The 16,764-nt window shown below is 59.7% G+C and carries 19 protein-coding genes; 15 read left to right on the forward strand and 4 right to left on the reverse strand.

Annotation, left to right across the window (positions count from 1 at the left end; translation table 11 throughout):
* Nucleotide 1 precedes the first annotated feature (1 nt).
* The 13 genes from ACR0CG_RS09950 (at nucleotide 2) to ACR0CG_RS10010 (ending at nucleotide 11,128) form a co-directional block, all read left to right on the forward strand.
* Nucleotides 2-1,258 (forward strand): nitrous oxide reductase family maturation protein NosD, encoded by a 1,257-nt coding sequence (locus tag ACR0CG_RS09950; RefSeq protein ID WP_170614009.1) that lies wholly within the window; start codon nucleotides 2-4, stop codon nucleotides 1,256-1,258.
* A complete protein-coding gene (locus ACR0CG_RS09955; RefSeq protein WP_170614010.1) occupies nucleotides 1,248-2,141 on the forward strand; it encodes an ABC transporter ATP-binding protein in 894 nt (297 codons plus the stop codon). The genes ACR0CG_RS09950 and ACR0CG_RS09955 overlap by 11 nt, the downstream gene beginning before the upstream one ends.
* Nucleotides 2,138-2,959, forward strand: a complete 822-nt coding sequence (locus ACR0CG_RS09960; RefSeq protein ID WP_170808020.1) for an ABC transporter permease — start codon at nucleotides 2,138-2,140, stop codon at nucleotides 2,957-2,959. Before ACR0CG_RS09955 ends, ACR0CG_RS09960 begins: the two co-directional genes overlap by 4 nt.
* Nucleotides 2,956-3,471: a nitrous oxide reductase accessory protein NosL gene (locus tag ACR0CG_RS09965; RefSeq protein ID WP_480524495.1), complete on the forward strand. Its 516-nt coding sequence runs from the start codon at nucleotides 2,956-2,958 to the stop codon at nucleotides 3,469-3,471. Before ACR0CG_RS09960 ends, ACR0CG_RS09965 begins: the two co-directional genes overlap by 4 nt.
* Nucleotides 3,468-4,370, forward strand: a complete 903-nt coding sequence (locus ACR0CG_RS09970; RefSeq protein WP_480524496.1) for an FAD:protein FMN transferase — start codon at nucleotides 3,468-3,470, stop codon at nucleotides 4,368-4,370. Before ACR0CG_RS09965 ends, ACR0CG_RS09970 begins: the two co-directional genes overlap by 4 nt.
* Before the next feature lie 253 nt (nucleotides 4,371-4,623).
* Entirely contained in the window at nucleotides 4,624-5,139 is a 516-nt protein-coding gene (gene napF / locus ACR0CG_RS09975) for a ferredoxin-type protein NapF (RefSeq protein WP_480524498.1), read from the forward strand.
* Nucleotides 5,136-5,429 (forward strand): chaperone NapD, encoded by a 294-nt coding sequence (locus tag ACR0CG_RS09980; RefSeq protein ID WP_170614015.1) that lies wholly within the window; start codon nucleotides 5,136-5,138, stop codon nucleotides 5,427-5,429. Before napF ends, ACR0CG_RS09980 begins: the two co-directional genes overlap by 4 nt.
* Nucleotides 5,426-7,918 carry a nitrate reductase catalytic subunit NapA gene (gene napA / locus ACR0CG_RS09985; protein WP_480524500.1) on the forward strand — a complete coding sequence of 831 codons (2,493 nt, stop codon included), beginning with the start codon at nucleotides 5,426-5,428 and terminating at the stop codon, nucleotides 7,916-7,918. The genes ACR0CG_RS09980 and napA overlap by 4 nt, the downstream gene beginning before the upstream one ends.
* Before the next feature lie 27 nt (nucleotides 7,919-7,945).
* The gene (napG, locus tag ACR0CG_RS09990; RefSeq protein ID WP_480524501.1) at nucleotides 7,946-8,764 is read left to right on the forward strand and encodes a ferredoxin-type protein NapG; all 819 of its coding nucleotides are present in this window, start codon (nucleotides 7,946-7,948) and stop codon (nucleotides 8,762-8,764) included.
* Nucleotides 8,761-9,678: a quinol dehydrogenase ferredoxin subunit NapH gene (napH, locus tag ACR0CG_RS09995; RefSeq protein ID WP_480524503.1), complete on the forward strand. Its 918-nt coding sequence runs from the start codon at nucleotides 8,761-8,763 to the stop codon at nucleotides 9,676-9,678. The genes napG and napH overlap by 4 nt, the downstream gene beginning before the upstream one ends.
* Before the next feature lie 9 nt (nucleotides 9,679-9,687).
* Nucleotides 9,688-10,128: a nitrate reductase cytochrome c-type subunit gene (locus tag ACR0CG_RS10000; protein ID WP_480441068.1), complete on the forward strand. Its 441-nt coding sequence runs from the start codon at nucleotides 9,688-9,690 to the stop codon at nucleotides 10,126-10,128.
* A 29-nt stretch (nucleotides 10,129-10,157) separates the two neighbouring features.
* Nucleotides 10,158-10,856, forward strand: coding sequence for a NapC/NirT family cytochrome c (locus tag ACR0CG_RS10005; protein ID WP_170614020.1), 699 nt, complete (start codon nucleotides 10,158-10,160; stop codon nucleotides 10,854-10,856).
* A gap of 14 nt (nucleotides 10,857-10,870) precedes the next feature.
* Nucleotides 10,871-11,128 (forward strand): hypothetical protein, encoded by a 258-nt coding sequence (locus tag ACR0CG_RS10010; RefSeq protein WP_170614021.1) that lies wholly within the window; start codon nucleotides 10,871-10,873, stop codon nucleotides 11,126-11,128.
* A gap of 117 nt (nucleotides 11,129-11,245) precedes the next feature.
* Here the strand turns inward: ACR0CG_RS10010 and ACR0CG_RS10015 are convergent, their stop codons facing one another.
* A complete protein-coding gene (locus ACR0CG_RS10015) occupies nucleotides 11,246-11,935 on the reverse strand; it encodes an alpha/beta fold hydrolase (protein ID WP_480524729.1) in 690 nt (229 codons plus the stop codon).
* 36 nt (nucleotides 11,936-11,971) lie between these two features.
* Nucleotides 11,972-12,430: a winged helix-turn-helix domain-containing protein gene (locus ACR0CG_RS10020; RefSeq protein ID WP_480524505.1), complete on the reverse strand. Its 459-nt coding sequence runs from the start codon at nucleotides 12,428-12,430 to the stop codon at nucleotides 11,972-11,974.
* Between the two features lie 111 nt (nucleotides 12,431-12,541).
* Between ACR0CG_RS10020 and ACR0CG_RS10025 the strand changes: the two genes are divergently transcribed.
* A complete protein-coding gene (locus tag ACR0CG_RS10025) occupies nucleotides 12,542-12,751 on the forward strand; it encodes a hypothetical protein (protein ID WP_480524507.1) in 210 nt (69 codons plus the stop codon).
* Between the two features lie 125 nt (nucleotides 12,752-12,876).
* Here the strand turns inward: ACR0CG_RS10025 and ACR0CG_RS10030 are convergent, their stop codons facing one another.
* Nucleotides 12,877-14,121, reverse strand: a complete 1,245-nt coding sequence (locus ACR0CG_RS10030) for a molybdopterin molybdotransferase MoeA (RefSeq protein WP_480524509.1) — start codon at nucleotides 14,119-14,121, stop codon at nucleotides 12,877-12,879.
* Between the two features lie 239 nt (nucleotides 14,122-14,360).
* Entirely contained in the window at nucleotides 14,361-15,377 is a 1,017-nt protein-coding gene (locus ACR0CG_RS10035; RefSeq protein WP_480524511.1) for a succinylglutamate desuccinylase/aspartoacylase family protein, read from the reverse strand.
* A 403-nt stretch (nucleotides 15,378-15,780) separates the two neighbouring features.
* Here ACR0CG_RS10035 and ACR0CG_RS10040 point away from each other — a divergent pair, with 403 nt between their 5' ends.
* Entirely contained in the window at nucleotides 15,781-16,722 is a 942-nt protein-coding gene (locus tag ACR0CG_RS10040; protein ID WP_480524513.1) for a LysR substrate-binding domain-containing protein, read from the forward strand.
* Nucleotides 16,723-16,764: the final 42 nt, after the last annotated feature.

Raw genomic sequence — 16,764 nt, forward strand, 5'->3', positions numbered from 1 at the left:
GATGCGTTGGTCCCTGCTCATACCGCTCCTGCTCGGCTCGCCCCTTTGGGCGGCGGACTGGGATGTGCCCAACCGGGCGGGGGCCATCAACGAAACACTGGCGCAGGCGGCGGATGGAGACACCCTCCGCCTGAGCCCAGGCGTATACTTTGAAACACTGGTTCTGGACCGGCCCGTTACCCTCGACGGGCAGGGCCAGGCCACCATCGACGGGCAAGGCGACGGCAGCGTCATTACCGTGACCGGGCCGGGCGTAACGGTACGCGGGCTGACGGTGGTCGGCTCGGGTTCTGACCATGACGGAATCGACAGTGGCATCCAGCTGACCAAAACGGCCAATGCGCCAGTGGTCGAGGATAACGTATTGCTGGGCAACCTTTATGGCGTCGACATTCACGGGGCCAAGCACAGCATCGTGCGTGGTAACCGGATCGAAGGGCGTTTGGACCAGCGGATGAACGACCGTGGCAATGGAGTCTACGTCTGGAACGCGCCGGGCGCGCGGGTGGAAGACAACGACATTCGCTACGGCCGCGATGGGATCTTTGTGAACTCGTCCAAGAAGAACACCTTCACGGGCAATTTGTTCCGCGATCTTCGATTTGCCGTGCACTACATGTATGCCGACAATTCGGTGGTCAGCGACAACGTCTCAATCGGGAACGATCTGGGCTATGCGGTGATGTTCACGACCAATGTGACCGTCGCCAACAATGTCTCGATCAGTGACCGGGAACATGGCGTGATGCTGAACTACGCTAACAAGAGCGTTATCACCGGAAACGTGGTGAAAGGTGCCAAGGAAAAATGCACCTTCCTCTATAACTCGAACAAAAACGAATTTACCGACAACTGGTTCCAAGGTTGCGGCATCGGCATCCACTTTACCGCCGGGTCCGAGCGCAATCGGATCGTCGGCAACGCCTTTGTCGGTAACCGGACACAGGTGAAATACGTTTCGACCAAATGGGTCGAGTGGTCAGAAGAAGGGCGCGGCAATTACTGGTCCGATTTCGCCGCGTATGATGTGGATGGCAACGGTATCGCCGATGCCCCCTATCGCCCCAATGACTCGATGGACCATGTGCTGTGGACCCAACCCTCAGCCAAATTGCTGCTCGGCTCGCCTGCCGTGCAGTTGGTGCGCTGGTCCCAATCTGCATTCCCGGCCCTGCTGCCGGGCGGTGTGATGGACAGCAACCCGCTAATGCAAGCCCCTGAACCCCCAGCTATGAAAAAGGTGCCTCATGACGGATAAGGCCCTGTCAATCGACCATGTACTCAAGGACCGAGGGAAAACCCGCGTTCTTGACGATATCACCCTGTCACTTGCCCCCGGCCAGCGCGTCGCGTTGCTGGGCCATAACGGTGCGGGCAAGTCAACCCTGATCAAATCCATTCTCGGACTGACACCTATCCATGGTGGTGCCATTCGGATCGGGGATGCCGCCCCCGGCAGCGCACAAGCGCGGCGCGAGACGGCCTATCTGCCCGAAGCGGTCTCCTTCCACCCGGCCCTGACCGGACGCGAGCAACTGACGCTGTTTGCCAAGCTGTCCGGAGCCAAAGCCGATGTGCCCGGTCTGCTGGAACGCGTCGGCCTGAGCGATGCACTCGACCGCCGGATTGGCGCTTATTCCAAGGGGATGCGGCAGCGTCTGGGTCTGGCTCAGGTTCTTCTGGGCAGGCCGAAAGTGGCCCTCTTGGACGAGCCGACATCGGGGTTGGATCCGATTTCTCGGCAGGATCTCTACGCCATCATCGACGAACTGGCGGCGCAAGGCACGGCGGTCCTGATCGCCTCGCATGCTTTGACCGAGGTCGAGGCGCGTACCGACCGCATTGCCATCATGCGCAAGGGCCGGATGGTGGCCGACGATACGCTGACCAACCTGTCCGCCCTGGCGGGACTTCCGATACGCCTGCGGGTCCGCGCCAGCGCAAACCCTGAAGCGCTTGCCGCCGAACTGGGCGGCAACCGGATCAACGGCGCATCCGTTGAGTTGCTCTGTACATCTGACGACAAGATGGAGGCCCTGCGCCGAATCGCCGGGTTGGGCGACGCGGTGGCGGATGTGGAAATGACCCCGCCCAAGCTGGAAGACCTCTATCGCCATTATGCACAGGAGGAGAGGCTATGACCCGCTTCCTCGCCATCACCCGCACCGAGATGCTGATCCTGCGCCGCAACCGCTGGCTGCTGGTGGCAACGTTGATAATGGTGTTGTTCGCGCTAGCCCTGACCTTTGCAGGCAGCGCCCCGACCGGCACGTTGGGCGTTGACATGCTGACCGTCTCGGTCGCCTCGATGACAACGCTTTCAGTCTACCTGGCGCCGCTGCTGGCGCTGATGATCTCGTTCGACGCTATCGCGGGGGATGTGGACCGGGGCAGCCTGTCGCTGTTGCTGTCCTACCCGGCGGGGCGCGGAGAAATCCTGTTAGGCAAGTTCACCGCCCATCTGGCCGCCCTGGCCTTTGCCATGACCGTCGGTTTCGGAACCGCTGGCGCCGTCGCCGCCTTCTTTGGTGGCGCAGGCCCGGAAAGCCTGATGGCGCTGGCACGCCTCATCCTTACATCCATCCTTCTGGGCGCTGTCTTTCTGGCGCTGGGATACCTGCTGTCCGCCCTGGCAAAGGGGTCCACGGCGGCGGCAGGTCTGTCGGCCGGGCTATGGCTGGTATTTGTCGTCCTTTATGATCTGGGCCTGTTGGGGGCCGTCGTCATGGACAAGGGCGGCACCTTCACCCAATCCGTCTTTCCATGGGTGATGGTGGCCAACCCGGCCGACGCATTCCGTCTGTGGAACATCGCCGCGACCGAAGGCGTCGCCATGGCGTCTGGTATGACCGGTGCGGCTCAGGCCCTGCCCGTCTGGGCCGCACCAGCGTCGCTGCTGCTCTGGCCGGTGATCGGTTTTGCCCTTGCCCGTGCGGCATTCCGGAGGGTCGAGCCGTGAAACGCCTGTGCCTGATTGCGCTGATTGCTCTGGCCGCCTGCAAGGAAGAGGTCGCTGTCGCCCCCGATCCGGTCGATCTGACCCCGGACGCGCTGAGTTTCTTCTGCCAGATGAACATCGCCGAACATGGTGGACCCAAGGGCCAGATTCATCTGGATGGCTACCCTGCGCCGCTGTTCTTTGCGCAAGTGCGCGACATGGTGGCCTATCTGAAAAGCCCTGAACGCGATGCCAAGATTACCGCCGTCTATGTTAGTGACATGGGCATCGCGGTAAACTGGCGAGAACCCGGTATCTCCAACTGGATCACCGCCGACGGCGCGACATTTGTGGTCGGGGCCAACGTCGCCGGCGGCATGGGCGCACGCGAGGTTGTTCCTTTTGGTGATCCCGCCGACGCCGATGACTTTATCAATCGGTATGGCGGCACCGCCCTGCCCCTGTCCGACATCCCGGCTGACGAGGTTCTGGGGCCCGTCGATCTGGACCTGAATCTGGAGACCCCCGTATGACCGTTTTGTCCCGTCGCCGTTTCCTGTCGATTTCCGCGGCTTGCATGGCCTTGCCCGCCGGAGCAAAGGCTGCCCCAGTCGCTCATTGGCGCGGCACCGCACTGGGCGCGCGTGCCAGCCTGCAATTGTCCGGTCTGACCGATGACGAGGCCAGTCCTGTGAACTCTGCCATCGAGGCGGAACTGCGCAGGCTTGAGAACATTTTCAGCCTCTATCGCCCCGATTCTGAGTTGAGCAGGTTGAACCGCGACGGGACGCTGACCGCCCCCGCGCCGGAGTTGCTGAACGTTCTCAGCCTGTGTTCGGCACTGCATGACGCATCGGATGGGGCGTTTGATCCGAGTGTTCAACCTCTGTGGCTTGCCTTGGCCTCTGGTGCCGATGAAAGCGTGATCCGCTCGGCCCGGCAGGTGGTCGGCTGGCACCAAGTCACAGTGACGGCAGATCATATTCTTCTGCCACAACCCGGTGTGTCGGCTCTGACCCTGAACGGAATAGCGCAGGGGGCGATAACAGATCGTATTGCCGATCTGTTGCGGTCCATGGGCCTTGGGAACGTTTTGGTGGACATGGGCGAGATCGCAGCCACAGGCGCCAACGCGGATGGCCGCCACTGGCGTGTCGGGCTGGCCGGGCCTGACGGTGCGGTTCTGAAACGGATCGGGATCAGCGACCGGGCGGTTGCCACTTCTGCACCCGGAGGCACGATTCTGAAGGACGGTCAGGGCCACATCCTGAGCCCGGACGGTAGCAAGCCCTTGCACCGGGCCGTCTCGGTCTCGGCCCCCCGAGCGGCGATTGCCGATGGTCTTTCCACAGCCCTTTGCCTGATCCCAAAGACGCGGGTTGATACCGTGCTGGCCCACTTTCCCGGCAGTCGGATCGAGATGATGATCTGATCACAACTTTTGATTGTGGCACAAAAGTTTTGGCAAAGGGCCGAAGGTGTTGTACCACTGTGAGAGTGGATGTTTCGCTGGCAAACAAGCAGATACTTCGGCAACCGCTCTTGGGCGTGTCTGCCTTGTTTTTGCAAGCTGGAGAAACGGTTCCAAAAAAACATGATCTGGATCAACTCCGGTCTTGTGAAAATGCGCTAGCAAGCGAATCCGGGCAGGATCACCTGCCCCCAGAAACGCAGGTCAGCAACGCATGAGTCAGCCAACCAGCAGACGCGCTTTTCTCAGTGGGCGCATGCTCCGCGAAGACCCCGGTGCCATCAGGCCTCCGGGCGCGGTGGAAAGCAGGTTTCTGGACCTGTGCACCGCCTGCGGTGATTGTCTGGACGCCTGCCCCGAAGATGTCATTACGCTCAGCGCGGGGGGATACCCGACGCTACGGATGACGGACGGGGCGTGCACGTTCTGCGGCGATTGCGTGGAAGCCTGCCAAACGGGCGCCCTGATCGCTGATCGCATGGCCGACTGGCCCTGGCGCGCATCCATCGTCGCCAGCGCTTGCCTGTCACTGAACGGGATCAGTTGCCGCCTTTGCCAGGACAGCTGCGATGAAGGCTCGATCCGGTTCAAGCTGATGCCTGGCGGCAAGGCGGAACCGGTTCTGAATACCGAGACCTGCACCGGATGCGGCGGCTGCGCCACGTCCTGCCCCGCCGACGCGGTCAGATTTGAACGCCCTGCAACCTTACACCCGGAGACACTGCAATGAATATCTGCGGTTGCCTTGTTCACGTCGCCCCGGACAGCACCGGCACAGCGCGCCAGGTCATGGAAGACACGCCGGGGGTCGAGGTTCACGCCGCAACCGACGACGGCCGCTTTGTCGTTGTCGTCGAAGACACGCCCGCACGTATGGCGTCCGAGATCATCATGGATCTGCACCAGATCCCCGGAGTGATCTCTTTGACGCTGACCTATCACCATTTCGAGGATCTCGCGGAAAGCTATCCGCGTCCTGATGCCCCAAGCCAACCGACCAGCAGGAGGCCCATGCAATGACCATCTCTGAATCTCGCCGGACTTTTCTAAAAGCTTCAGCCGCGGCAGCCACTGCTTCGGCCGCAGGTATTCCAATGGCCGCCGGACAGGCCAATGCCCAGGTGGCAACGCCGGATATTCGCTGGGACAAGGCGGCCTGCCGGTTTTGCGGCACAGGCTGTTCGGTTCTGATCGGCACCAAGGATGGCCGCGTCGTGGCCACGCAAGGTGACCCGGACGCGCCGGTCAACCGGGGCCTGAACTGCATCAAGGGCTATTTCCTGTCCAAGATCATGTACGGCAATGACCGCCTGACCACTCCGCTGCTGCGCAAGTCAAACGGCGAATATGACAAGAACGGCGAATTCGAGCCGGTCAGCTGGGACGAAGCCTTCGACGTGATGGCCGCCAAGTGGAAAGAAGCGCTGGCCAAGAAAGGTCCGACCAGTGTCGGCATGTTCGGTTCCGGTCAGTGGACGGTCTGGGAAGGTTATGCTGCCGCCAAGCTGATGAAGGCCGGGTTCCGGTCGAACAACATCGACCCGAATGCGCGGCACTGCATGGCCTCGGCCGTTGTGGGTTTCATGCGCACCTTCGGTATCGACGAACCGATGGGCTGCTATGACGATCTGGAGCACGCGGATACCTTCGTGTTGTGGGGATCGAACATGGCCGAGATGCACCCGATCCTGTGGTCGCGCCTGACCGATACGCGCCTGACCAAGCCGGGGTGCGAGGTACATGTTCTGTCGACCTTCGAACACCGCTCGTTCGAGCTGGCCGACAACGGCATGGTGTTCAATCCGCAGACCGACCTGGCGATCCTGAACTATATCGCCAACTACATCATCCAGAACGGCGCGGTGAACGAGGAATTCGTCAAGAACCACGTCAACATCACCAAGACTGCCACCGATATCGGCTATGGTCTGCGCGACAACCACCCGCTGCAGCAAGAGGCAGCGAACCCCAATGTCGGCAAGATGGAACCGATCAGTTTCGAGGAATATGCCGAAGCGGTGTCGGAATACACGCTGGAATACACCGAGGAACTGTCCGGTGTGCCCGCCGAAAAGCTTGAGAAGCTGGCCCAGCAATATGCCGATCCGAACCGCAAGGTCATGAGCCTGTGGACCATGGGGTTCAACCAGCATACCCGCGGGTCGTGGGTGAACTCGCTGATGTACAACGTGCACCTGCTGGTTGGTAAGATTTCCGAACCCGGCAACTCGCCCTTCTCGCTGACCGGTCAGCCCTCGGCCTGTGGTACGGCGCGCGAGGTCGGCACCTTTGCCCACCGTCTGCCCGCCGACATGGTGGTGACAAATGACAAGCACCGCGAAATCTGCGAGACCGCATGGAACGTGCCTGCGGGCACCATCCCGCCCAAACCGGGCTTCCACGCTGTGCTGCAGAACCGCAAGCTGAAGGATGGCGATCTGAACGCCTATTGGGTGCAGTGCAACAACAACATGCAGGCCGCGCCGAATATCAACGAAGAAGGGTATCCCGGCTACCGCAACCCGGAAAACTTCATTACCGTGTCGGACCCCTACCCCACCGTTACCGCCCTGTCCGCCGACCTGATCCTGCCAACCGCCATGTGGGTCGAGAAGGAAGGCGCCTATGGCAACGCCGAGCGCCGCACCCAGTTCTGGCGGCAGCAGGTCAAGGCCCCGGGTGAGGCCAAGTCCGACCTGTGGCAGCTGATGGAATTCGCGAAACGCTTCACCGTCGAGGAGGTCTGGGGCGAGGATCTGCTGGCTGCCATGCCGGAACATCGCGGCAAGACCATGTATGACGTGCTGTATGCCAACGGGAAGATCGACCAGTACCCGCTGTCGGAAACTGCCGAAGGTTTCGACAACGATGATGCCGAGCATTTCGGATACTACGTCCAGAAGGGTCTGTTCGAGGAATATGCCGATTTCGGACGTGGCCATGCCCACGATCTGGCACCATTCGAAATGTACCATCAGGCGCGCGGCATGCGTTGGCCGGTCGTGGACGGCAAGGAAACGCTCTATCGTTTCCGCGAAGGCTATGACCCGTACGTGCCCGAAGGCGCAGGCGTGAAATTCTATGGCAAGCCTGACGGTAAGGCGAGTATCATCTTTGCGCCGTATGAACCCGCCCCTGAGGAGCCGGATGCGGAATACGACCTGTGGCTGTGCACCGGTCGCGTGCTGGAGCACTGGCATTCCGGCTCGATGACCCGCCGGGTGCCCGAGTTGCACCGCGCCTATCCGGCGGCCGTGGTCTACATGCATCCGCAAGATGCCAAGGATCGGGGTCTGCGCCGTGGTCAGGAGATCGTTCTGTCCACCCGTCGCGGCGAAGTCACAAGCCGGGTCGAGACCCGCGGGCGCAACAAGGTTCCGCGTGGTCTGGTTTTCATGCCGTGGTTCGACGAGGGACAGCTGACCAACAAGCTGACGCTGGACGCGACCTGCCCGCTTTCGAAGGAGACCGACTTCAAGAAATGCGCCTGCAAGGTCGAGCGCGCGTAACCGGCACGGATCGCGAAGGTAGTCCCCATGTCCCTTGCCGGCACACCTCTTTCGCCGCAACGGCGTCGTTTCCTGCAGGGAACGGCGCGCGCGGCGGGCGGCTGCGTGGTTGCAGGATCGTTGCTGGCCTGGCTGGCGCGCGATGCGCGCAGCCTGCCGGCCGAGGCCCTGCGCCCGCCCGGTGCGCTGCCCGAAGAGGATTTCCTGTCGGCCTGCATCCGCTGCGGGTTATGCGTGCGGGACTGCCCTTACGATACGCTGAAACTGGCGGAACTGGGCTCGGATTCCGGCGCCACCGGGACGCCTTTTTTCACCGCCCGCGACGTGCCGTGCGAGATGTGCGACGACATTCCATGCGTCGCCGCCTGCCCCACCGGCGCGCTGGACCCGTCGCTGGACAACATCGACGATGCCAAGATGGGCGTTGCGGTGCTGGTAGATCAGGAGAATTGCCTGAACTACCTCGGCCTGCGCTGTGATGTCTGTTATCGCGTCTGCCCCGTCATTGATGAGGCCATCACGCTTGAGCCGTCACACAATACCCGCTCAGGCAGCCACGCGATCTTTGCGCCGACGGTTCATGCGGACCGCTGCACCGGCTGCGGCGTATGCGAGAAAAGCTGCGTTTTGCCGGAAGCCGCAATAAAGGTGCTTCCAGCCCGTCTGGCGCGTGGCAGCGCGGCGGATCACTACCGCAAGGGCTGGGAAGAAAAGGCCGCCAAGGGCGCTCCTCTGGTCGAGGGCATCATTGACCTGCCCGACCGCCTGCCGGGGCCCGGCACCGACAATCTGGTCACACCCGGAGGGTTTGCGCCCGAATACAACCTGCCGGGAGTGGGACAATGAGCGCCAGCACCCAGATACCTGTGGGCCAAGAGGCGATAGAGGCCAAGGGCTGGATCGGCGCGCATCGCTTTTTGCTGTTGCGCCGGGCAAGCCAGGTGTTCTTTCTGGTGCTGTTCCTGCTGGGGCCGTGGTTTGGCATCTGGATCGTTCAGGGCAACCTGGCCGGATCATTGACATTGGGCGTTCTACCGCTGACCGATCCGCTGATCCTGCTGCAAAGCATGGTGGCAGGCCACTGGCCCGAACTGACCGCACTGATCGGCGGGCTGATCGTGCTTGTCACTTACGCGCTGATCGGTGGCCGGGTCTATTGTTCCTGGGTTTGTCCAATCAACCCGGTGACTGATGCCGCCAGTTGGCTGCATCGGCGTTTGGACCTGCCGAAAGGCTGGCAGCCAAAGCGCGGCACCCGGCTGTGGATATTGGCGACAGTCCTGATCGTCTCGGGCCTGACCGGCGTGATTGCGTGGGAGATCGTGAATCCGATCACCATGCTGCACCGGGGCCTGATCTTCGGCATGGGATTTGTCTGGGCCATGATCGCCGCGATATTTGTGCTTGACCTGCTGGTCGCACGCCATGGCTGGTGCGGACATATCTGCCCCGTCGGGGCATTCTACGGCCTGATCGGCGCAAAAAGCCTGCTGCGCGTCAGCGCCAGTAACCGCGCCGCATGTGACGATTGCATGGACTGCTATGCGGTCTGCCCGGAAAACCAGGTGATTTCGCCCGCGCTGAAGGGCAAGCCGGGATCCAGCCCACTGATCCTGTCGCCTGACTGCACCAATTGTGGCCGCTGCATTGATGTGTGTGCGGTCGATGTCTTCAAATTTACTCACCGGTTCGACGAGGCCCTCGTCGCGCCTGCCGATCCAGCCGCCGCGCCCAAGCCGCGCGCCGCCAGACCTATCTAAGGGAGTGCCATGATGAATAGACCAATCCTGACAGGCGGAATTGCCCTGATCCCCGTTTTGCTCCTGAGTGGGTTTGCTCTGGCGCAGTCCGCTCAGGTGAATTCGCTACGCGGAGCCGAAGTGGATGAACCAGTGGTCCTCGATCAGGTCCATCGCAATGTCGAAGGACGCATGCAGCGGAATTATCGCCAGCAGCCACCACTGATCCCGCATTCCATTGAACAATACCAGATCGACTTGCGCACCAATCAGTGCCTGTCCTGTCACGACTGGACCAAAGCGGGCGAACGCAACGCGCCGACCCTTTCGATGACCCACTACCTGGACCGCGAAGGCCGTGAACTGGACCGGATCGCGGGTACAAGGTATTTCTGCAATCAGTGCCACGTGCCGCAGGCCGACACTCCGGCGCTGGTCGACAATGAATTCGAACCTTCTTCCGGCAACTGATCCAACGCATCTTTGAAAGGAGCACCGATATGGCAGACTCCCCCGAAAATCGCGGCTGGATTGGCCGCCTCTGGAACGCGATCTGGACTCCGGCTGTGATGTTCAGCTCGGGCTTCCTGATTTTGGCCGGTTTTCTGGCCGGTATCCTGTTCTGGGGCGGTTTCCACTGGACGCTGGAACTGACCAATACCGAGGAATTCTGTACCTCGTGCCACACGATGGAAACCAATCTTGGTGAATACCGCGAGACGATCCACTACAACAACCACTCGGGCGTGCGCGCGATCTGTTCCGACTGCCACGTGCCGCACGAATGGAACCACAAGATCAAAGCCAAGATCATGGCGGTCAAGGACGTTTATCACGAGCTGGCCGGCACCATCAGCACCCCGGAAAAATATGAGGACCATCGTCTGAGCATGGCTTCGGCAGTGTGGAAGAAAATGAAGGAATCCGACAGCCGCGAATGCCGCAACTGTCACAATTTCGAGTATATGGACTTCACCCTTCAGGAAACCCGCGCCGCGTCCGAGCATCAGCGCGCTATCGATTCCGGCATGACATGCATCGACTGCCACCAGGGCATCGCCCACAGTCTGCCGCCCAACTATCTGGAAACCTATCAGGACATCACTGCCGAACTGGACGAGGCGCCGCAGAACCTGCAGCAGCACGCCTCGGCAGGCAGTGACGAAATCCGGTCGTTTCTGGCCAAACGGGCAGACTGAGAGGAGCTCGACACATGCTTGAATTACTTGGAACCATCGGTGGCAACATCCTCAGCCTGCCCGGCATTCTGGGTTTGGCGCTTGGCATGATGACCCGCAAGCTGTGGCTGGGCGCGGTCATGGGCGGTGTGGTCGGCGTGCTGGAGACGTTGGTCTTTGCCAAATGGCAGTTTGCCCATGTCGAAGTGTTGGAACTGATGATCGCCATCGCCGTCGGCGTTTGCGCGGGCGCGGTGGGCAGTGCCATCCGCATAAAGGGCGCAACCGCCTGATTCGAGCCAAGCGGCCCGGCGTCTGAATTTCTCAGAGCGCCGGGCTGAAGCGGTGTTTCTTGGCAGGCCTGTTGTGCAACTGTCGGAAAAGGAACGACAACTCATCAAGAATAAGCATCAGGACCGAACAAAGCTGTCGATGCTGGCAATCATTCTTTCGAAATCTGGTTCTGACGAAAAAAGTAAGTGGTTGGGGCTATCCAGTTGCACGAATGAAGCATCCGGAATCTGGGAAGCTAGTATTTTCCCTTCCGAAAGCGGTGCCACTGCATCCCTGTCGCTGTGAAGAACCAAGGTCGGCAATGAAATCTCTGTTAACAGGTTGCTCACGTCAATGTCGTCAAACAAAGCGCGAAACTGAGCAATATTCTCGGCTGGTCCGCAGAGCTTTTGGAAATCGTTGAACCACTGCATTTCTGCTTTTGTAGCGTCCGGCATGAACATCGTTGTCAGGATCTGCCGAATTGCGGGGTTTTCGTTTCCCCAGCTGTTGCGGATTAAATTGACAAGAGCTTCGCTTTCTTCAATCTCGGCTTCGTTGCCGCGATGTTTGCGCCCCCTTGAATACCCTCCACTTAGTACAAGATGCGAAATTCGTTCCGGATGCCTCAGCGCATATGCCAACGAAACAGATGCGCCTTGTGACAAACCCAGGATCGCTACTTGTTCAAAATCGTAGGCATCGATCACGACTTCCATGTCGTCGACCATGCGCTCAAAACTGATGTCGAAATCCGCCCACTGGGACAGACCATTCCCCCGTTGGTCATAGCGAATGACCGTAAACTTATCCGAAAGGTTTCGAATGTAATCGCCGTAAGCAGGGTTTTGCCAGTCTTGTTCCTAGTGGGTCGTCCAGCTTCCGGAAATCAACATCGGATACCCTTCGCCGGAAACAGTATGCGCGATGGAGGTCCCGTCCTTGGAACGACAATATTTCACCAAAGGCAATGGGTTAGGTTGCGCTGGGGAAAGAGCAGAGTACGAAGCCTGATCTTCACCGTGTTGGACGGAAACTGGTCCGATCAGCCGAAATCCACGCCGCCCTACAGTCTCAATGTAACTTGGATTTTTTGCGTCATCCCCGAGCGATTTTCGGATCTCAAAAATGTACTCGCGCACAAGATCCGGGTTCACAAACAAGCCATGCCATACGGCCTGAAGTATTTCTTCCCGAGACAAAACCATACCGGCCCTGGAAATCATGTACTCCAGCACTTCGGTAGCTTTTGGCGATAGTGTCGATTGATCCTTTCCCGATGACAATTTGCCATCCTTGAGATTCAATACCCATCGCCGCATGTGCTCCTCCCACACTGCCTGCAAGATCAACGATACATCAACGATAAGTCAACGGCATCGCCAAGTTCATGCGGATACCATGTTCCGGAGAGCCAATCAGGAATTCGCGCTATGCCACAAGTATCAACGAACAAACTGGGTCAACCCGGAGCCTCTGGCAACAACAACGGAGCCAACGAAGTCGCGCCTTTGTTGCTGCGACTTGCAAACCAACTGGAGGAAGAGATTTGCCGCGCGCTGATGGAAGACAATGTCGCGTTGGCAGAACGATTGGTGGCCCCACAATGTGAGCTGAAGAAGCTTGCCCAAGGTCTTGGTTGATGAAGCTCACAACCACTAGTGGTTAGTCAGCGACTGCTTGGTTTTGTTTTGCGCCCATCAGAGGATCAAGCCACTGTCTTTCAACACACGATAGGGACACAACCTTCGGCCCGGGCACCGAGCGCTCAGAACCTTATCAGTTCCAGAGCGTACCCCTTTGGTAGGGTTTCGACATCCGCCGGGATCACGGCCAACCCGTCCGCCTGCGCCAGCAACTCCACGCGCCCGCTGTAGGACGGTGCCATCAGGTGCAGGCGCGGCCTGCCGTCCGGAGCTGTGCCCCGGATCTGCACCGGGCGAAATTCCTGCCGCCCGGGATGACGCTGCAGCGGTTCCGCCAGCACCGCCTGTTCGGCGACAAGCGGGCTTGGATGCAAACCGGCGCGCCGTGCCATCATCGGCGACCCGATGATTTGCCAGGTAATGTAGGCGGAAACCGGATTGCCCGGCAGCCCGATATAAAGCGCATCGCCGTGACGTCCGAACATGATCGGCTTGCCCGGCTTCATGGCCACTTTCATCACATCTGTCTGACCGCCGATTTCGGAAAACAGGCGCGGCATGTGATCTTCGTCGCCAACAGATACGCCGCCGGTTGTGACGATCAGATCGCATGTGTCGCATGCCTGCCGCAAGACCTGTTCCAGCAAAACAGGGTCATCCTCGACCGGGCCGATGTCCGTCAGGTCGATCCAGCGCTTGTCCAGCAGCGCCCGCAGCATATAGCGGTTCGAGTTGTAAATCTGGCCGGGGCCGAGGTCTTCTCCGAGCTGGCGCAGTTCGCTGCCGGTCGAGAAGATGGTGATCTTGAGCTTGCGGTATACCTTGACCTGGCCAAACCCGGCTGAGGCCAGCGCCGCGGCCTCGCGCGCGCCAATCTTGCAGCCGCGACGCAGGATCAGTGCCCCCGCTTTCAGGTCCTCACCGGCGCGGCGGATATGCTGTTCGGCGGTCGGGCGACTTGAGAAGCGGATACCGCCTTTTGATAGCTCGCAATCCTCCTGCATCAGAATGGCATCGAAGTCATTCGGCACCGGCGCACCGGTAAAGATACGCAAGGCGCTTCCTGCGGGTGCCTGATGCGCGCCACTGTCCCCGGCGGCCACGCGCCCGGCGACGGGCAGATCAAAGACCGGCCCCGCGCCCAGATCGCGAGTGCGGATCGCGTAGCCATCCATGGCGGAGTTGTCGAAGGCGGGCATGTCGGTCCTGCTGAGGCAATCCTCGGCCAGAACCCTGCCAATCGCCTCAGTCAACGGTACGGACTTTGTTTCGACAATCGGATTGGCGGCGGCCAGCCCCCGTGTCAAGGCGTCCGCCACGGACACGTACATGTGGGCGTGCCGGTCGCAGGCGCATCCATCAGCCATCTTTGTTTCTCCGGGTTCAGCCGAATGCAAGGACAACCCCGGCAAACCAGCGTCAACACTGTTCATGATCGGACGGGTCGCAACCCGGCCAACAAACCGCGCCCAATGGACACCGAGACCCTAGCGCTGTCCTTGACATAGGTCACAGCTCGTCGCCACTTGCCTGAACACGTCCCCCATGCCCATGCTGTGATTGTCGGTCTGCGGCAGAATCTCGGCCAGCCCCCGCAGCCTATTGGCTAAATTGCGTAGTCCCCGCAAATCATCAGCAGGTGATCACCGGGTGAGACCAAAGGGTTTCGACGCGTGACGCAAACGACTCCGTCCTGCTGGGTCGTCAATGATGCAGGTGGGTGCCCGATGTTGTGTATGTCATACAAGGTCGCAACGACCTGTCCTTTGCCGACCTCGTCACCAAGCTGCACGTGAAGGTCAATCAACCCCTCAAAATTACTGGTGACATGCGAGCAGTCTGCACCCACATCAACAAAACGGGTCATGGCAGCATCCGCGGGTTCCGTCATGACCTCATCGACTGCGAAAAGCCCTAGGTTTGACAGAACACGGCAGCAGCCCGACCAGCCAATCTGGAAAGAGCGGGTGGTCATCGTGCCCATCCCCCCAAGCTCGCAGGAAAGGAATTTTTTGCCCTGACGATAGGCTTCCGAGTCGAAATCTGCACCCTCGCCGGACGTTCGACTCACCATTGTGAAATCGGCACCAAATTGGCGCGCAAGATCAATATTGTCTGCATTCAGCGCCGCATCATTCCCTAGGCAAACGAACGCACAGTCAATGTAACGCGTGGCAGTTCCGCCTGAGTGAAAATCCAGAATGATGTCGGATTGCGGGATCAACTCATGTGACACGAACCGGGCAATGGCAGCCGTCGGTCCGGGAGCATGTGTCCCGGGGAACGCCCGGTTCATATTTCCCTGATCCAGTGGCGACACACGGGTACGCGCACGCACGGCAGGCGCATTCAATGCCGGCAGCGCAATGATGCGCCCGTTCAGCTGCTCCGGCTCGAGCTCTCTCAGCATCCGGTGAAGGATAAGCTGCCCCTCGTACTCGTCCCCATGGTTGCCAGCCGTAAGTAGCACCGTAGGTCCGGCCCCACCGCACAACACGCCAATGGGAACGCGAATGGTGCTGAAAGCAAGCGCATTGTTGGACAGGGTCACGTCGATGAAGCCGGTCCGTTTGCCCGGACTTACAAGATCAAGCGAGCATCGGACCGGGCAATTCTGAACCATCGAGTCACCTTCTGAAAATATCACGTTTGTCAGCGGCTTCAAATTCGACCACTGCGCGCATGCTCTCATCTTTATGGTTAAGTTCAAAGCCTTCGTTGATCTGATCTTGCATTGGCCATCAGTGATCATCGAATCTTTGATTTGCCCAATCACCGGTCCTTGTGGGCATCCATCCGACCAGAATCTCTCTTGAATGCAGTTGCTCGCCAAAATCAATCTGCGGCCACTTGAACGACCGGGTTGGTGTCGATGTTTGTCAAAAAAAAGGACCATCGATGAAAAGCTGTCGGCTAATGAAGCGCTTTTCTGAAAGCACACCTGAACTGGATCTGTTTTCTTCTGGCACCAAGTTGGGTAGCCTGCATCACAATGCAGTTTTTCTAAACTTCTTCAAGCGGTACATATGCGTCGAACCCCCCTCCCCTCCCTCCGGGCTTTGCAAACATTCGAGGTGTTTGGGCGTACCAATTCCGTCGCCGATACCGCGCGGGAACTGAACGTCACACCCGGTGCGGTCAGTCAGCAGCTCAAGGTACTGGAAGAACAAACCGGTCGCGCGCTGATTGCCCGGCGGGGCCGCAGCGTTTTTCTGCGCCAGGATGCACAAGTTTACCACCAGTTCCTGTCCGAAGGGTTCGAAGCACTGCATCGGGCGCAGCATTACCTTGCGCGGATGGAGCGTGAGACGAGCCTGTCCATAAGCGCCTTGCCATCTTTGCTGTCCAAATGGCTCTACCCGATTCTCGGCGATTTTCAGCAACAGCATCCCGGCGTTTCAATCCGGCTGGATTCCACCCATCAGGAACCGGACCGCCATTTGCTGAGCGTCTCGTTCAGACTTACATATGGTGATCAGGGGCGGGATTTCCCGTTCCAAAAGGAACTGTTCACGGACACCCTGTTTCCCGTATGCTCGCCGGAGTTCGCGCGCAACCACCCCGAGCTTGTGACGCCGGAAGGACTGTCGCGCGCGCCCCTGCTGTGCACAGACTGGGGGCCCGGCTTCGAAGACGTCCCGGACTGGGAAGACTGGTTTGCAGCGAACGATATCGACGCCTCACCACGACGGAAGGATGCCGTCTTTTCGCTGTCCAGCCTGGCTTTGGATGCCGCCATTCAGGGACGTGGCGTGGCGTTGGCACAAACATCTTTTGTTCAACGGGACTTGCAGATGGGCTATCTGTGTCGCCTGTCCGAACAGGAAATACCATTGCCCAGACCCTATCTGGTCTGCTGGGGTGAAGGCGCGCTGGACGAACGAACGGCACGCAGCTTTCTGGACTGGATTCTGCAGGCAGGACGCGACGTCTCAAAATCGCTCGGAAACTCCTCAAGAGATCGGTAAAATGATTTAGTTTTCCTAAGCAACAAGACAGGCAGCAATACT

This window comes from Ruegeria sp. AB8 (assembly GCF_056542605.1).

Bases quoted from the DNA above. Each gene is read 5' to 3' on its own strand.
- ACR0CG_RS09960 (WP_170808020.1), top strand. From the start codon at position 2,138: ATGACCCGCTTCCTCGCCATCACCCGCACCGAGATGCTGATCCTGCGC.
- ACR0CG_RS10000 (WP_480441068.1), top strand. From the start codon at position 9,688: ATGATGAATAGACCAATCCTGACAGGCGGAATTGCCCTGATCCCCGTT.
- ACR0CG_RS09980 (WP_170614015.1), top strand. From the start codon at position 5,136: ATGAATATCTGCGGTTGCCTTGTTCACGTCGCCCCGGACAGCACCGGC.
- ACR0CG_RS10040 (WP_480524513.1), top strand. From the start codon at position 15,781: ATGCGTCGAACCCCCCTCCCCTCCCTCCGGGCTTTGCAAACATTCGAG.
- napA (WP_480524500.1), top strand. From the start codon at position 5,426: ATGACCATCTCTGAATCTCGCCGGACTTTTCTAAAAGCTTCAGCCGCG.
- ACR0CG_RS10030 (WP_480524509.1), bottom strand. From the start codon at position 14,121: ATGGCTGATGGATGCGCCTGCGACCGGCACGCCCACATGTACGTGTCC.
- ACR0CG_RS09955 (WP_170614010.1), top strand. From the start codon at position 1,248: ATGACGGATAAGGCCCTGTCAATCGACCATGTACTCAAGGACCGAGGG.
- ACR0CG_RS10035 (WP_480524511.1), bottom strand. From the start codon at position 15,377: ATGGTTCAGAATTGCCCGGTCCGATGCTCGCTTGATCTTGTAAGTCCG.
- ACR0CG_RS10020 (WP_480524505.1), bottom strand. From the start codon at position 12,430: ATGCGGCGATGGGTATTGAATCTCAAGGATGGCAAATTGTCATCGGGA.
- ACR0CG_RS09970 (WP_480524496.1), top strand. From the start codon at position 3,468: ATGACCGTTTTGTCCCGTCGCCGTTTCCTGTCGATTTCCGCGGCTTGC.
- ACR0CG_RS09950 (WP_170614009.1), top strand. From the start codon at position 2: ATGCGTTGGTCCCTGCTCATACCGCTCCTGCTCGGCTCGCCCCTTTGG.
- napH (WP_480524503.1), top strand. From the start codon at position 8,761: ATGAGCGCCAGCACCCAGATACCTGTGGGCCAAGAGGCGATAGAGGCC.
- ACR0CG_RS10005 (WP_170614020.1), top strand. From the start codon at position 10,158: ATGGCAGACTCCCCCGAAAATCGCGGCTGGATTGGCCGCCTCTGGAAC.
- ACR0CG_RS10010 (WP_170614021.1), top strand. From the start codon at position 10,871: ATGCTTGAATTACTTGGAACCATCGGTGGCAACATCCTCAGCCTGCCC.
- napG (WP_480524501.1), top strand. From the start codon at position 7,946: ATGTCCCTTGCCGGCACACCTCTTTCGCCGCAACGGCGTCGTTTCCTG.
- ACR0CG_RS10025 (WP_480524507.1), top strand. From the start codon at position 12,542: ATGCCACAAGTATCAACGAACAAACTGGGTCAACCCGGAGCCTCTGGC.
- napF (WP_480524498.1), top strand. From the start codon at position 4,624: ATGAGTCAGCCAACCAGCAGACGCGCTTTTCTCAGTGGGCGCATGCTC.